Genomic DNA, 16,246 nt, shown 5'->3' on the forward strand with positions numbered 1-16,246 from the left:
AATGAACAAGCTCAAGCGTCTTATTGCCCCAGCCCTTTGCGCCGCCGTGCTCAGCACCGCCGTCCACGCCGAGGAGCGCACCCTGCGGGTCTACAACTGGTTCGACTACATCACCCCCAAGGCCCTGGACGACTTCAAGGCCCAGAACACCCAGGTCAAGCTGGTCTACGACATCTTCGACACCAACGAAGCCCTGGAAGCCAAGCTGCTCACCGGTAACTCCGGTTATGACGTGGTGGTGCCGTCCAACGTGTTCCTCGCCAAGCAGATCGAAGCCGGGGTGTTCCAGCCCCTTGACCGCAGCAAGATCCCGAACTGGAACCACCTGGATCCCAAGCTGATGAAGCTGATCGAAGCCAACGACCCGGGCAACAAGTTCGCCGTGCCCTATATGTACGGCACCATCCTGATCGGCTTCAACCCGGCCAAGGTCAAGGCGGCACTGGGCGACAACGCGCCGGTGGACAGCTGGGACCTGATCTTCAAGGAAGAGAACATCAGCAAGCTCAAGCAGTGCGGCGTCGCCCTGCTCGACTCACCGTCGGAGATCCTGCCGCTGGCCTTGCAGCACCTGGGCCTGAACCCCAACAGCAACAACCCCAAGGACTATGAAAAAGCCGAGGCGCTGCTGCTGAAGATCCGTCCGTACATCACCTATTTCCACTCGTCCAAGTACATGGCGGATATTGCCAACGGTGACATCTGTGTGGCCGTCGGCTATTCCGGCAGCTTCTCCCAGGCCGCCAACCGCGCCAAGGACGCCAAGAACGGCGTGGTGGTGGACATGCGACTGCCCAAGGAAGGCGCGCCGATCTGGTTCGACATGCTGGCAATCCCCAAGGGGGCGAAGGACACCCAGGACGCCTACACCTTTATCAACTACCTGCTGCAACCCCAGGTGATCGCGCCGATCAGCGACTTTGTCGGTTATCCGAACCCGAACAAGGACGCCACCGAAATGGTTGACCCGGCGATCCGCCACAACGCCAACCTGTACCCGACCGAAGCGGCGATGAAGACCCTCTACACCTTGCAGCCGCTGGACCAGAAGGCCGAACGGGCCCGTACGCGGGCCTGGACCAAGATCAAGTCCGGGATCTGAGTGTTGCCCCCGCCCCCTACAGGGGGCGGGGGCGATCTTCAGGCACTCGGTGGCAGGAACAACGCCGCTGCCAGCTTGGGTCCGATGTTTTCACGCCAGATAGCGTCGGGTTTGCTTCCGGCGCTCTCCTGGGCCCTCTGAAAACTGAGCCCTTTTAAACGTTGCTCGCGGGTCTTGAGGTGAGCCTTGGAAAAATGGGCCACCGGCGCGGCCGCCGTCCGGTAATGGAAATGCGCGTACCACAACGGCCTGCCCTGCCGGTCACGAATCTCGTACTCTTCGAGAAAGTCTTCGCCCTTGCCGCCGGAAATATCCCGGCGGCCACCCAGCTTGCGGATCGTGATCTGCTCTTCCTGCGCCAGGAACTCAACGGCGGCGGCGGTCGGCAGGCGACTCTTGGTCAGGTTGATCCGTAGACTCAGCCCCTTTTTGTTCAAGGTGCTCGCGGCCTGCTCCAGGTCGGCAATCAAAAACCGCGGAGACTGTGAAAGCCCCTGGGTCAAATCCCGCAGTTCCCTGCCGAGCACTGAAAATGGCTGCGCCTTCATCCCGAGCATGTCCTCGATATCGCGCGGGACCTGCACCAGGCTCGCACTGCGTTCGGCGTCCGCCAGCAGCGTCGGCACGCTCTCCAACAGATCACGGGCCTTCTTCTCCAGCGACTTGAGCTTCTTCGCGGCACGTACACTCAATTCGCCCACGCCGCCCAGCAGGCGCAGGCCGCGATCCAACTGCCAAAGCCCCGAGCTGTCGCGCCTCAACCAGGGACCCTGTCGCGCCGGGTGACTGTCATCAATGATCACCACCCCATCGAGTTTGCGCGACACCCGAAACCAGGCATCGTCGACCCGGGCATAGAAAAGCTTGTCGCGCCGATACAGACCTTTCCAGTCGCCCGACTCCAGCAAGGTGCCGGGCGCCTCGGACAGTGACAGCTTGAACTTCTCCAGCCGGACCAGCTCGGAAGCCGTGAACTGACGCCCCGGACGGGTCCAGGCAAAGACCAGTTGATTCGCCGCGCTGGCGACAGGCTCCTTGATCACCGCGTTACTGAGGACCGGCCTGGGGCCCACGGCCCCGGCTTGCCCGATCAGCGGCCGACGGTGATACACCAGCACGACCGCCAGGTTCAGCAAGACGTCGGCGAACGCCACCCAGGGATGGGACGCATGGGGATCGGCCAAGGCCTTGAGGCTGGAGAGCAATTGCACAAGCCAGCCGAAACCCGCCAGGGGCCCAGGCAACAAGGGCTGTAGCAGGCCGAACAAGGCCCAACCCAGATCGACGAAACGGTTCCAGCGATCCTCGGCATTGGACACCGAGTCCGCCTCGGCCTGCGCGATCAACGCCTCGACGCTGGCGGCGAACAGTGCCGCGCAAAACGACCCGGACAGCGGCGTGGTGTCCAGCGCAGCCGGCTCAGGGGTGTCCGGGATATTCCAATCGGAGTTGGTCACCCGGGTCAGGTGCGGCTCCTTGAATCCGCCATCCTCATAGGTTGAACGCCTTGCGCTATCCAGGCTGTCGAGGACCGACTGCTGCAAAGGTCCCTCCTGCTGGATGGCCGTCAACAGGCCGGCCCAGGATGGAAACTCAAGCAAGAGCACCCTGGCGCCGGGGCGGCACAGCACCTGCGGGCCCTGGGCCGTCGCCTGCGGGCCAATCACGAACATGTTACGCACCCGGTCCGCCGTGGCACCGGGATGCGCCAGAAAAGCCAGGGGCCTGACCACGATGGGCTGCCCCAATACCTCACGGACGCCAATGTCCCGGGTTATCACCGCCTCGACATAAAGACGGGCGGTCTCCGTCAGTTTCCGCTCGAGCCGCAGCTCCAGCGCCCACATCGGCAGCAGGACCCGCAGGTAGTCGGTAAACAGCCCTTCTTGCCGGGCTCGTTCGGCCTGATCGCGCTGCAATTTCTGCCTGAGCAACTCGGGGTAGGTCCTGCCGATATCGGCGTCGCTCACCGCCGTGCGCAGCGCGTCATAGCTCATCCAGGGAGGCGCTGTCCGACCCTGGTAATGAACCTGCGCCAATGCGCCAAGAGGAAAGGCCTCAAGGTTCTTCAGCGCCATGGCGACATAATCCTGGGCCTGTGACTCATAGCGAGCGTCAAGCGCACTGTCGACCATTTCGGAGGGACTGTTGGCGATACGCGTCAGGGTCACGCTGATATCGCTGACCGACACGCTCGCGGCCGCTGGATATTTCGCCTGCAAACTCGCCCGCAACGACTGGCCGGCAAAGGTCCGGATATCGGGAATGCCATCGAGAAACGCCTTGCCGGCATGACCCCGATGCACCGTCGCGAGCGCCGCCACGTAACGACCATAACGCGTGCGATCCGCCGCCGACGCCTTGCGCAACGCCTCGGGGAGCAAGCCATCCAGGCTCGCCAATTTCGCCTCGTGACCGGAACGAAAGGCACCGAACAAGGCCTGCAAACTAGTCAACTCACGCAGGTGTTGCTCAAGGGCCTCCGGGTCGCGATAGTCACTTGGCTTGATCGCATCGATGGCCTCCAACTGGCGTACCAGCAGGCTCACGGTCAGGGCATCGAAGATATGATGGTCCGGCGAGTAACTCCTGAAACTCGAGTCCTCGCCGCTCAATGTCACGCTCAGGGATTCTTCAAGCGCTCGGGTGGAATCGAAGGTTTCGATCCCGCCGAACAGGCTGTAAAGCAAGACGATCTGGCGCTCGCCGACCCAGTGGCTGATAACCAGTGCCTGGATGCGCAAGGGCTCGGGACCCTTGATGCGGCTATCGATAATAGGGATATAGGCCTGCGCGCAATCACTGCCGAACTTGGCCTCGCGCGCCTTCAGGTCGGGATAGTCGAGCACCGCCCTCACACTGGCCAATTCATCGCCCGACAGCGCCGCGCACGCCAGGCGCAATTGCGCCGCGAAGAATTCGGAAAGGCGCTGCCAGGGGGCGATATCCCCCGCCAGTGGCGAGTTCCAGAAGTCCACCAGACCCTGTTTGTACGCCTCCAGCAACAACGGAGCCCACTCGTCCAGCAGCGTATCGAGCATCTCAACGCTCAGGGACAACTGCTCTGGATGCTCCGCGCCCGGATAGAGCGTCACATAGCTGCCGGCCGGACATATCCGCTTTTCTTCGCCCAGCAAGCGCTCGATCAACAAGTGCGCCAGGGTCAGGACCCGGTATTCCACCTGATTGCCGCACGGTTCCGGCTCGATCAGCGCGGCATGGGTCAGCCGCTCGCCCTGCGCCGGGTAGTGGTCTTCCAGCATGTCGCGGACCAGGCCGGGCGCCACGCTTTCCAGGGTCGGTCGCTGGGCAAAATAATCACTGAGGGTGCAGACCCTCTCAGCCTGTTCGCTTTCGCTCAAGACTGCGCGCGCAAGGGGGGACGTCATGTCGATTTATCCTGGTGGCGGGTTCCGGGAATAAATAAACATCGACCGCGCGAGGGTATGCGGTAGCCGGTTAATACCCCGCGCGGCTAGACCTTCCAGACCGTGCGCAAGCGCGCCAGCGCCGACTCGATATCCGCCTCCGGCACCGCCGCGAACCCCAGCACCAAACCAGCACGCCGGTCTTCGGGCGGTTCGGGCTGAGTGATCCAGTAGCTGCTCAAGGGGCTGATTTCGACACCGACGCTCTCGGCTTGCGCGATCAACTCCCGCTCCCGGGCCAGACTCTCCACCGGCACCGTCAGGTGCAAGCCCGCCGCAACCGCCGGCAAGTCGCCACAGCCCGGGATATTCGCTGGCCAATGGGCCAACAAGGCGTTGCGCCGACTCAGCGCGGCCCGGCGCATGCGGCGGATATGCCGCTGGAAGTGCCCGGCGGCCATGAACTCGGCCATCACCGCCTGGGTGCTGACCTCCGAGTGCCGCATATCCAGGGCGCGGCGCTGGGCAAAGGCCTCGACCAGCGTCGGCGGCAGCACCAGGTAGCCGAGGCGCAACGCCGGAAAGGCGATCTTGCCGAAGGTCCCGACATACAGCACCCGCCCCTGCCGATCCAGCGCCGCCAAGGGTGCCAGCGGCGCGCCGCTGTAGCGGTACTCGCCGTCGTAGTCGTCCTCGACGATCCAGCCGCCGCTGCGCTCGGCCCAGGCCAGCAGCTCCAGGCGTCGGGCCAGGCTCATGATCACCCCGGTGGGGTATTGATGGGAGGGGGTCACATAGGCCAGCCGACAGTCCGGCAATTGCGCGAGTTCGACGCAATCGAGCCCTTCATGGTCCACCGTCACGCCATGCAGCGTGGCCCCCGCCACCGCGAAGGCCAAACGGGCCGCGCGATACCCGGGATTCTCCACCGCCACGCCATCGCCGGGGTCCACCAGCAACTGTGCACAAAGGCTGATGCCTTGCTGCGCGCCACTGGTGATCACAATTTGCTCAGGCGTGCAGGACAGGCCCCGAGAGCTGCGCAAGTAAGCCGCGATCAGGCCGCGTAAGCGCGCCTCCCCCGCCGCCTCGCCGTAACACAGCAACTGCAAATCCGGTTTACGCCAGAAAGCCGCCTGCAGCTTGGCCCAGACGCCAAAGGGAAACAGGTCGAACGCCGGCACACCCACCCGAAAAGCCCGAGGCGGACCGCTCGGTGGCTTGTGCATCGGGTTGCTCTCGATGCGCTCCATGGCCAGATTGTGGATAACTTTACTGGATGTAACCCCAGCAGTTTCGGGTGATTTTGTGGATAACCCTGTGGGTAAGCCTGTTGAAAACCCTGTGGATAGTTTTGTGGACAACTTTTTGATCGGCAGGGCTTTTTCCGGCAGTTGCGCGACGTAGGTGCCATCGCCGATCCGGCCCTCGATAAAGCCTTCGGCGTAGAGCTGGTCATAGGCCCGCACCACGCTGTTGCGGGAAATCGCCAAGGCACTGGCCAGATCGCGGCTGGCCGGCAGACGACTGCCACTGGCCAGGCGCCCGTCCAGCACCCGCAGGCGCAGGGCCTGATAGAGCTGGCGACTGAGGCCCTTGGCCGGATCGAGGTGGATCCCGGCAGGGTCGAACGGCAGGGGCAACGATGGACTGGACATGACATTGGACCTATGAAAATCGCCGGTAATGGCTCTTACAACCAACCAATAGCCTGCCTAGGATGAGGGTATTCGCCAAGGAAAATTTCCATGTACACACCCAGCGCCTTTTCCGAACAAGACCTGCTCACCCTGCAGCAACATATCCAGGGCACTCGCCTGGCGACACTGGTCACCCATGGCAAGCTCGGCCTGCAAGCCATCCATGTGCCGCTGTTGCTGCGCCCCGAGCAAGGTCCCAATGGCACGCTCTATGGCCATCTGGCCCGGGCCAATCCGCAGTGGCGGGAACTGGCGGAGGGCGGTGAAGTGCTGGTGATCTTCCCGGGGGCCGATGCCTATGTCAGTCCGTCCTTCTATCCGGCCAAGGCCGAGCACGGCAAGGTCGTGCCGACCTGGAACTACGTGGCCGTGCATGCCTACGGCCAGGCCGAGGTGTTCGACGACGCTGATCGCCTGCTCAACCTGGTCAGCACCCTGACCGACCGCCATGAAGCAGGCCGGGACAAGCCGTGGAAAGTCGCCGACGCCCCCGCGCCGTACATCGACAGCATGCTCAAGGCCATTGTCGGCTTTGCCCTGCCGATCCAGCGCCTGGAAGGCAAACGCAAGCTCAGCCAGAACCGCAGCGCCGCCGACCAAGCCGGCGTGCAACAAGGGCTGGCGGCCAGCGCCGACAGCCAGGACCAAGCCCTCGCCCAATTGATGCGCTAAGGAGTCACCATGAGTTCCATCGAGATCCGCCCGGTCAGCGCCGCCGACCAGGCCGTTTGGCGCCCGCTGTGGCAGGCCTATCTGAAGTTCTATGAAACCGAGCTGCCGGACGCGATCTACCAGTCGACCTGGCAACGTTTTCTCGACCCGGCCGAAACCACCCACGCCGCCCTCGCCTGGCAGGACGGCAAGGCCGTGGGCCTGGTGCATTTCATCTACCATCGGTCGAACTGGAGCGTGCAGAATTCCTGCTACCTGCAGGACCTGTTCGTGGCGCCCGGCCAGCGCGGAACCGGGCTGGGACGGCTGCTGATCGAGCATGTCTATGCCACGGCAGCCGAGGCCGGGTGCAATAAAGTCCACTGGCTGACCCACGAGACCAACGCCACGGCCATCCAGCTGTATGAACGGATTGCCGAGCGCCCCGGTTTCATTCAATTTCGCCAAGCGTTGTAAGCCTCAAGGAAAGCCTCATGTCGATATCCCTAGCAAACTGGAAAGGCGCGCCGGCACCTTCGGCCCAGCGTCTGGAGGGGCGTTTTATCGTCCTGGAAAAACTCGATCCGGCCCGCCATGGCGACGATCTCTGGCAGGCCCTGACGGGCCCCGGCGCCGATCCCAAGCTCTGGGATTATCTGCCTTACGGTCCATTCCCGGAGCGCAGCGCCTTCAATGACTGGCTGAACAACCATGCGGCCAATAGCGATCCGTATTTCTTCAGCGTGGTCGACAAGGCCAGCGGTGAGGTCCAGGGCATTCTCAGCCTGATGTCAATCGTCCCGGCCCAGGGACGTATCGAAATCGGCCACGTCACCTTTGGCGCGCCGATGCAGCGCTCACCCAAGAGCACCGAGGCGGTCTACCTGCTGGCCAAGGAAGCTTTCGCCATGGGTTACCGGCGCCTGGAATGGAAGTGCAACAACGACAACGCCCGCTCGCGTACGGCGGCCGAGCGTTTGGGCTTCAGCTTCGAAGGCGTGTTCCGCCAGCATATGGTGGTCAAGGGCAGGAACCGCGATACGGCGTGGTACAGCATTATCGATTCGGAATGGCCGACGGTGAATGCCGGGTTCGAGCGCTGGTTGTCGGAAGAGAACCTGACCGAGGTCGGGCAAATCAAGTCCCTGGTCGAGTGCCGGGGTTAACCGGACAACCTGAAAGCGCAGCGCCCCTCGACCTGAAAATACGGTGGCTGACGCGTCGGCCACCGTAAGACCACAGGGTCATAAAACACACCTCGAATCGTCACCAAACCGGTGACATATCTTGCAAAAGACGGGTAAAAATCCCGACATTTATCGATTACATGGATAGATACATTTCGCCCTCGATTTATTCTGAGGATGAAATGGAATGTCCCCCAAGAAGACCCGCCTTGCTGTCGCACTGACATTGGCAATGAACAGTCTGCTAGCTCAACAAGTGTTGGCTCAGGGTCCACAGCGTCCAGAGATGGTGAGGCTAGAGCCAGGTTCATATACGGTAAACAACACCTGGCCCTCCTACGAGGGTGCGACCTGGATCAATCTTAATAATGATCCAATCGGTGTCTATCTGGCCACCCTCCAGCCCGACGGTTCTGCGCTGATAGAAAAAGAAGCCCATCGTTCAAACACTACGCCGCCCCTGCTCCCTCCGAACCCGAATCCTCTCCCTGTCACTCAGAACCCACGACCTGGGCGTGGTGAAAAAGGTGACAAGGGCGACACCGGCGCAACAGGCGCAACGGGTGCCACCGGCCAAAAAGGCGACAGAGGAGACACCGGCCAAACCGGAGCGACCGGCGCAACAGGCCAAAAAGGTGACAAAGGCGATAAGGGCGACACCGGTGCAACGGGTGCGACCGGCAACACCGGCCAAAAAGGAGACAAGGGCGATAAGGGTGAAACCGGAGCGACGGGCGCTGTCGGTGCCACTGGCCAAAAAGGCGACAAAGGCGAAACCGGCAACACCGGGGCAACCGGCGCGACAGGTCAAAAAGGTGACAAAGGCGATAAGGGCGACACCGGCGCAACGGGTGCGACCGGCGCCACCGGCAGCACTGGTCAAAAGGGGGATAAGGGCGACAAGGGAGACACTGGAGCAACCGGCGCGACCGGCAACACCGGCCAAAAAGGCGACAAAGGCGACACCGGTGAAACGGGTGCCACTGGCGCCACGGGTCCAAAAGGCGACAAGGGTGATAAAGGAGACACCGGTGCAACCGGCGCGACCGGCAACACCGGCCAAAAAGGTGACCAGGGCGATAAGGGTGAAACCGGCGCCACGGGGGCTACCGGTGCCAGCGGCCAAAAGGGTGACAAAGGCGATACCGGTGAAACGGGTGCCACTGGCGCTCCGGGTCTGAAAGGCGACAAGGGAGACAAGGGAGATAAGGGAGATAAGGGAGACACCGGCGCCACGGGGGCTACCGGTGCTACTGGCACCATCGACCCCGAGACGCTGAATAGAATCACCAAACTTGAGCAACGGGACAAGGAACACGACGACAAGATCGCAGCCCTTCAAGATAAAGACCCAAGACAGACTCAGGCAGATGACCCAACGGGCGGACAAGGCGGCAATGTCGGCCAACCATTCCCCAAACCGGTCGATTCCCCACTGCGCACGGCCCTGAACAAACTGGGCACGGCGGCAAAAAGAGACGCCCGCATGCAGCTTTCCGGCGCCGGCAATGCCAGCCTGGGTGCAGCCACCCTCAGCGGTGCCAGCCAGGTGGGCAACAGCGCCCTAGCGGCCATGCGCCAGCTCGGCAATGACCCCACCCAGCGCCTGCTCGCCGGACAAAACGGCGCGCCCGGCCAGGTCTCGCTGTCGGGACGTTCGGAGATCAAACCCAATGAAAGTCGCGTGTGGCTACAGGCCCTGAACAACGCCAGCGCCTTCGATCAACCGGCAGGCCAGAAGGCCTTCGAACAGGACACCCGAGGCCTGGTGGTGGGCGTCGACTGGGCCCTGGACAATGAATGGCGCATGGGCCTGCTGGGCGGCAAGTCGCAATCCAAGCATAAAGCCAACCGCTTCGAAGGCGGCCTGGACAGCTGGCATGTCGGTACCTACGCCCTGCACCAGAGCGGGCCCGTGGCCCTGCGCCTGGGCGCGGTCCACAGCCAGCACTATGGCAAGACCGAACGCAACGTGGAGTTCAGCGGCTACAAGGACCGTCTCACCGGCAACTACAACGCCAACAGCCAGCAGGCCTTCGCCGAACTCGGCTACAACCTGGGCAGCGGCAGCCTGAGCGCCGAACCTTTTGCCAGCCTTGGCTACCAGCGCTACTCGCGCCAGGGCTATACGGAAAAAGGCGGTGAAGCCGCGCTGAAGGCCGATGCCCAGACCCAGAGCAACTTCAACACCACCCTGGGCCTGCGCACCGCCAGCATCAAGCACATGGACAACAAGATGAGCCTGGCCCCGCGCCTGAGCGCGGGCTGGAAACACCTGTACGGTCCGGTCGAGAGCACCAGCACCCAGTCCAATCAGGTCACCGGCGACGTCTTCAACACCAAGGGGATCACCCGGGACCGTGACACCCTGGTGGTCGAAGCCGGGCTGGATCTGAACCTGTCGGCCAGGCATTCCATCGGCGTGGCCTACAACGGTGAAGTGGGCAACAGCAGCCGGACCCATGGTGTCATGGGGCAGTGGAAGATGAGTTTTTAATCCCTTGAACCTAAGGACTTATCCCGCCGGCCGGAGGTAAAAAGGCCGACATTTATCGATTAAATACATAGATACATTTCCGGTCTCGAACCCATCCGAGGCCGGAAACCAATGCCCCCTATCCCTCATCACCTAGCCCTCGCGGTCACACTGGCACTCACGACTGTCGTCTTGCGCGACACACACGCCAGCCCCACGCCCTCAGCCCCTCAACAGCAGAGGAACGTTCGCAGCCTGCAAGCCGGGGAAGACCACACGGTCTTGCTGAGTGATCGGTCAATCGACTACACCAATCATCGTGACGGCGACATTCAAGCGACGACCGGAAACGCCATCAAGGTCAGCGGACGCGTCAAGGGGCGCATCGTCAACGACGGGAAAATCAGCAGTGATCATCATGACGGCATAGATCTCGGGGTCGCCGATATCACGCTGACCAATAGCGGCAGCCTCTCGGGCGGGCGTCACGGCGTCAGCACCCAACGCCTGGGAACACTCACGAACCGCGGCCAGGTGAGCGGGTTCAACGGCGCGGGATTCCATTCCGAGGGCACCGGCAAGGTCACCAACTACGGCATCCTCACGGGTGATGCCAGCACCCTGGATGCCGACGGCGATGGCATACGGATCACGGGAGACGCGGAGATTCACAACATCGGCGAGATTGTCGGTAAAGGCAGCCGGGGGGTGGATCAACACGGCAGCGCCCATACCAGCAAAGGTATCGCCATGGGCGGCGGCACAATCTCCCAATACGCCAAAGGCACCATCAGCGGCGCGGATCATGGCATCCAGGTGAGTGACGGCAACCATAATCCGGCGCAACGGCCCACCCTCCTGAAAAACCACGGCACCATTCGCGGCCTGAAGGGCTTTGGCGTGCGCTTCATCGGCGAGCAGGCCGACCAGGTGACCAACAACGGACTGATCCACGGCGGCAACGGCTACGCCCTCGACCTGGGCGGCGGTAACGACCTCCTGATCGTGCAGGCGAACAGCCGCTTCGAGGGTATCGTCGACGGCAACACGGGTGATGACACGATCGCCCTCGATAGCTCCGAAGGCGGTCATTTTGACTTTGCTGAGTACCACAACTTCGAGCAGCTGGAGGTTCGGAAAGGGGCCTGGTCCCTGACCGGACAAAACGCTTTCAGCACGGGACTCGAAATTTCCGCCCAGGCGCAAGTACTCACAAAGGACGGCACGGGCCTGCGCATCGAAGGCACGCCCAAACTGATCAACCGTGGCAGCGTGACGGGAACCACGACCTCCGCGAACAGCGATGCAGATGGGCTGCAGGTCCGGGGCAACAGCCATATCGACAACTACGGTCGAATCACGGGCAGCGGGGCCAATGGTTTCGAGCAAGGTCCTGCACCCGGCGGTGACGTCTCCAGGCCGCGTCATAGCAGTGAAGGCGTGCGCCTGAACGGCGGACACCTCACCAACCATAAGGGCGCGGTTATCGAGGGGCAGCACAATGGCCTTCTCGCCGACCAGCGAACAGCTCCTCTACGGCTGGATAACCACGGCTCCATCCGTGGCGTCGAAGGGTTTGGCGTCAGTCTGTTCGGCCAGTTCGACGATACACTGAGCAACAACGGCTTGATCAGCGGCGGCAATGGCCTGGCCCTGTACCTGGGTGGCGGAAACGATACCCTGATCGTGAAAAACGGCAGCCGCTTTATCGGTTGGGTGGATGGCGGGACCACTGACGATTACCAGGAAGAATTTCAACTGGGCTTCAACCCTGACACACCGCTCAAGGCCAACGACGATCAGGTGATCCTCGATGACGCCCTGGGCGGTAGCTTCGGTAACAGCCGACACTTCGAACGGCTGCTGGTCAAACAGGGCACCTGGACACTGACCAGCCAGGACGACTTCAGCACGGGTGCCGAAGTGCTGGTCCAGGCCCATCTGATCAATCAGGGCAGCATTCTCGGGGCGGTCCGGGTCCACGACGAGGCGACTTATAGCGGCGGCGGAAGCGTCGGACATATGCGGGTGACGGGAACCCTCGAGGTCGATCCTCGACAGGGCGCCGCCAGGATCAAGGAGCATCTGACCCTGGATCCCGGCGCGACCCTTGCCTATGGCATCGACGCCGACGGCAAGAGCGCTACTGTCGAGGTCGGCGGCACCGCCCATCTCGATGGCGCCCTGCTGCTGAAGGTACAAACCGACGCCCCATCGGACCGCCAGCACACGGTCATTAAAGCCGGCAAGCTGGAAGGCCGGTTCGCCAGCATCAGCACCAACCTGGCGCTGCTGGCCGCCACCGCCCACTACAGCCCGACGCAGGTGGGCGTCACCTACACACGTAATGACGTCAATCTTGGGGATCTGGGGAATACCAGCAACGGTCATAACGCGGGGGAAGCCTTGGATCCCTGGATAGGACCGAGCTCGCCTGCCCCTGCACCCGCCCCGGTTAAACCGCCTGAGCCGATCGCTGCCGTGCCGGTCATTATACAGCCAGAGCCAGTCGCTTCCGTGCCGATCGTTACACAGCCAGAGCCAATCGCCTCCGTGCCGGTCATTACACAGCCAGAGCCAGTCGCCTCCGTGCCGATCGTTACACAGCCAGAGCCAGTCGCCTCCGTGCCGATCGTTACACAGCCAGAGCCAGTCGCCTCCGTGCCGGTCATTACACAGCCAGAGCCAGTCGCCTCCGTGCCGGTCATTACACAGCCAGAGCCAATCGCCTCCGTGCCGGCTATTACCCCGGAGTTGATAGCCGAGGAAGGCCAGGGCACCGAGCTGTCGGACGAGCCCATGCAGCAACCGGCCCCGAGCTCGCCACTGCGCCAGGCCACGCGCTTCATCAGCGCTGCCGAGGCGGGACAGGCGCTCGACCAGCTTTCCGGCGGCAGCACCGCCCACTTACGTAACGCAACGCTCAGCGGTTCCCGCCAAGTTGGCAGCAGCCTGCTCACGGTCATGCGACAAACAGAAAGTCAGCCCGGCCAAGGTGGCAAGGTTCAGATCATGAACGGCGGCCACAGCCGACTCTGGGTTCAAGGCCTGGGCAACTCCGCCAGATTCGACAGCACCCACGGCGACCATGGGCTGCGACAAAGCACCCGGGGCCTGGTGCTGGGTGCCGACTGGGTGCTCGACAGCGAATGGCGCCTCGGCGTTCTCGGCGGCCAATCGCACTCGGACTTCAAAGGCCAACGTTTCACCGGCGGCCTCGACAGCTGGCACGCCGGTGTCTACGCCCTGCGCCAAAGCGGCCCGCTGGCCCTGCGGCTCGGCGCGGTGTACAGCAGCCATTCCGGCAAGACCGGACGCAACGTGGCGTTCAATGGCTACCGTGATCGTTTCAAAGGCGACTACGACGCCAACAGCCAACAAGCTTTCGCCGAAGTCGGCTACAGCTTCGGTGGCGCCGACCTGCGTGTCGAACCCTTCACCGGCCTCGGTTACGAACGTTATCACCACGACCGCTTCACCGAGCGCGGCGGCGAAGCGGCCCTGGCCGTCGGCAGTCAGACCCACGGCAACCTCAGCAGCACCCTCGGCTTGCGCGCGAGTAGCGTCACCCCCTTCGACAATAAAATGAGCCTGACCCCACACCTGAGTGCTGGCTGGAAGCATCTGCATGGCGACGTTGGCAGCACGACCCAGCAAAAATTCGCGGTGAACGATCGCAGCTTCAAGGTCAAAGGCGCCGCCCTGGACCGCGACAGCCTGCTGCTGGAAGCGGGCCTGGACCTGAAGCTGTCGCCCAGCCAGAACCTCGGCGTCGGCTACACCGGCGAAGTCAGCAGCAACCAGCGCAATCATGGGGTCATGGGTCACTGGCGGCTGACCTTTTAAACCAGGCTCCCGCGGCCCGGCCGTTCCAGGCCGGGCCGCGGAAAGCTGTCAGCGGCAGCGTGGAAAATGAGGGGCGTATCAGCGGGAGTCTCGGAGAGAAGGGTAGCGCCCTCAATGACGGTGCCCAGGGTCTTGGCGACGCGAACCCGTCAGCCTGTCGTCTTGCGAAGTCGCACCACGCCCATCTGCAACCCGAAGGGTTTGAACACCGAGTTCAACGACTTGAGCGTCGGATTGCCCTCCTCGTGCTCGATATGAACCAGTGTCCGTACCGAAATCCTGCACATCCGTGCAAATTGAGTCTGGTGCAAGCCGGTGACCTCGACGCGCAAGCGCCTGACCGCCGCGCCGATACCGATCACGCCCTGGGCAAGCTCGTCTTGAATGGCTTGGATCAGCAGTGCGCGGACTTCAAGGCTGAGAGTCATTTCAGCCCCCAATCCTGCAAGCGCTGATCAAGCTTGTTCAGGGCAATCAGCGGATGATTCAGCGTGACTGTCGGCAAGCCGCCGTCAGCCAGAATATCGGGCAATGCCAACAAATGATTGGCGTCCGCTCGAAGCCGTTCGAACGCCATCTGCGGATCGACGATACCTGCCAGCGCATCACAAACCTTACGCCAATCCACCTCGCCTCCCCTTTCAATGTCCCTTGACCACTTGGTGCTGCGTGTCACGCCCTCGTCATCCATAACCATCGGTGCCAGATCATAAATAGGTGCCAGACGAAAGGCCGCCTTGTCGCGGATAATCGAGGTGTTTCGCCCGTGATTATCGGAATTGCCCAGAATCTTATTGAGCAAATCGCGCCGCAGATAATCCGCCACCAAGTCCGCTATCTGATCCTGCTGATCTGCCTGGCGCCAAAGGCTTGCCAGGCCCGTGATCACCTCCAGATGGTCCATGTAACTGCCGGGGATAGTGACGCCAGCCAGCGAATACATAGACTCCACGGCAAAGCGCTCAACACCCTGTCCCGTGACATTACGATCAAAACGTCGCATCCAGAGACTCGGCCTGCTGGCCTCTTCCAGCGCCAGGCCTTCAGCCGCTACGGTTTCGATACCCAATGTCTGCAAGGCTTTGTAGTAGTGATACTCGCTTCTGAGAATGTCCTGATCGGTCTGCGTCGACTTGTTTCGGGCAAACTTCACGAACCAATGGCGTGCGACTTCGGCATCGTCGAGCACTGCATCCGGGTATAACTGTCCCGCGCGATCTTCGCTCATCAGCAACTTCGGCGCTTCTCCACCAGCTCCCGTGGCCCCGCCAATCGCCGCGCCTTGCTCATAGGCGTATTCAAGAAATCGACTATCACGACTGACCACGTCCGCCCGGGAAAACCCCATTGGCTCATGGTCATCCTGTACCTCCACAGAATCCTTGATGCGCAAGTGACCAATGGGTGCCGGAGTACTTCTTCCCAGCAAAAACAGATCGGCACTGACATCATCCGGCTTTTCCCGGCCTACCCTGGCCATCAGGAACCGCTTGGCCGCCCCGGCCGGAGCAATGTCCTGCACAAAGGCGGGGGCCTTCTGATCATTCCTGCTGTCCCAGTCCAACGGCAGAGCCGCACTGACAGCACAGGCGAACGAACTGCCCATGTCCTCGAAGTGATCCAGCAGATAGCTTTGCTTGTAGGCAAATCTGCAACGTCCCTCGAAGCCCTTTTGCGGGTCCTCGAAAGCCAGGGTCATGGCGTCTTGCCAAGTCCCGTTCGCATAAATCTGGAGTGTCAGTGTGTACATGGCCCAACCTGCAATTTAATGCGTCCGATAAGCAAGATCGTCGACAGAACTGCAATATAGTACATATCAGTTCATCCTCATTGCCTCACGAACGCAATAAAATACATTTTTGGACCGTCAAGTGAGTAATATACGCAATAAAATGCAGATTTCAGACCAGCTGTCA

At 62.0% G+C, this 16,246-nt stretch carries 10 protein-coding genes; 6 read left to right on the top strand and 4 right to left on the bottom strand.

Features of this window, described 5'->3' with window-relative positions; all coding sequences use genetic code 11:
• Position 1 precedes the first annotated feature (1 nt).
• A complete protein-coding gene (locus M5B42_RS21480; RefSeq protein WP_152736621.1) occupies positions 2–1,102 on the top strand; it encodes a polyamine ABC transporter substrate-binding protein in 1,101 nt (366 codons plus the stop codon).
• 38 nt (positions 1,103–1,140) lie between these two features.
• On the opposite strand, the gene M5B42_RS21485 is transcribed toward M5B42_RS21480, so the two are convergent.
• On the bottom strand, positions 1,141–4,491 hold the full coding sequence (locus M5B42_RS21485) for a DUF6543 domain-containing protein (protein ID WP_248746930.1): 3,351 nt from the start codon (positions 4,489–4,491) through the stop codon (positions 1,141–1,143).
• Between the two features lie 86 nt (positions 4,492–4,577).
• A complete protein-coding gene (locus tag M5B42_RS21490) occupies positions 4,578–6,128 on the bottom strand; it encodes a PLP-dependent aminotransferase family protein (protein ID WP_248746931.1) in 1,551 nt (516 codons plus the stop codon).
• Between the two features lie 90 nt (positions 6,129–6,218).
• On the opposite strand from M5B42_RS21490, the gene M5B42_RS21495 reads away from it, so the two are divergent.
• The 5 genes from M5B42_RS21495 (at position 6,219) to M5B42_RS21520 (ending at position 14,330) form a co-directional block, all read left to right on the top strand.
• A complete protein-coding gene (locus tag M5B42_RS21495; protein WP_248746932.1) occupies positions 6,219–6,842 on the top strand; it encodes an FMN-binding negative transcriptional regulator in 624 nt (207 codons plus the stop codon).
• 9 nt (positions 6,843–6,851) lie between these two features.
• Complete coding sequence (locus M5B42_RS21500; RefSeq protein ID WP_152736617.1) at positions 6,852–7,298, top strand: GNAT family N-acetyltransferase; 447 nt, start codon at positions 6,852–6,854, stop codon at positions 7,296–7,298.
• Between the two features lie 17 nt (positions 7,299–7,315).
• On the top strand, positions 7,316–7,987 hold the full coding sequence (locus M5B42_RS21505) for a GNAT family protein (protein WP_103499202.1): 672 nt from the start codon (positions 7,316–7,318) through the stop codon (positions 7,985–7,987).
• A gap of 208 nt (positions 7,988–8,195) precedes the next feature.
• Positions 8,196–10,505 (top strand): autotransporter domain-containing protein, encoded by a 2,310-nt coding sequence (locus M5B42_RS32135; protein WP_283099815.1) that lies wholly within the window; start codon positions 8,196–8,198, stop codon positions 10,503–10,505.
• Between the two features lie 171 nt (positions 10,506–10,676).
• Positions 10,677–14,330, top strand: coding sequence for an autotransporter outer membrane beta-barrel domain-containing protein (locus M5B42_RS21520; RefSeq protein ID WP_248746933.1), 3,654 nt, complete (start codon positions 10,677–10,679; stop codon positions 14,328–14,330).
• Positions 14,331–14,479: 149 nt separating this feature from the next.
• Here M5B42_RS21520 and M5B42_RS21525 read toward each other — a convergent pair whose 3' ends face one another.
• Together M5B42_RS21525 and M5B42_RS21530 are read right to left on the bottom strand one after the other, a co-directional pair.
• The gene (locus M5B42_RS21525; protein ID WP_248746934.1) at positions 14,480–14,758 is read right to left on the bottom strand and encodes a helix-turn-helix transcriptional regulator; all 279 of its coding nucleotides are present in this window, start codon (positions 14,756–14,758) and stop codon (positions 14,480–14,482) included.
• Positions 14,755–16,080, bottom strand: coding sequence for a HipA domain-containing protein (locus M5B42_RS21530; protein ID WP_248746935.1), 1,326 nt, complete (start codon positions 16,078–16,080; stop codon positions 14,755–14,757). The genes M5B42_RS21525 and M5B42_RS21530 overlap by 4 nt, the downstream gene beginning before the upstream one ends.
• Between the last annotated feature and the right edge of the window lie 166 nt (positions 16,081–16,246).

Origin of the sequence: Pseudomonas sp. MWU12-2037, from assembly GCF_023242345.1 — a bacterium.
Classification (GTDB): Bacteria; Pseudomonadota; Gammaproteobacteria; order Pseudomonadales; family Pseudomonadaceae; genus Aquipseudomonas; species Aquipseudomonas gingeri_D.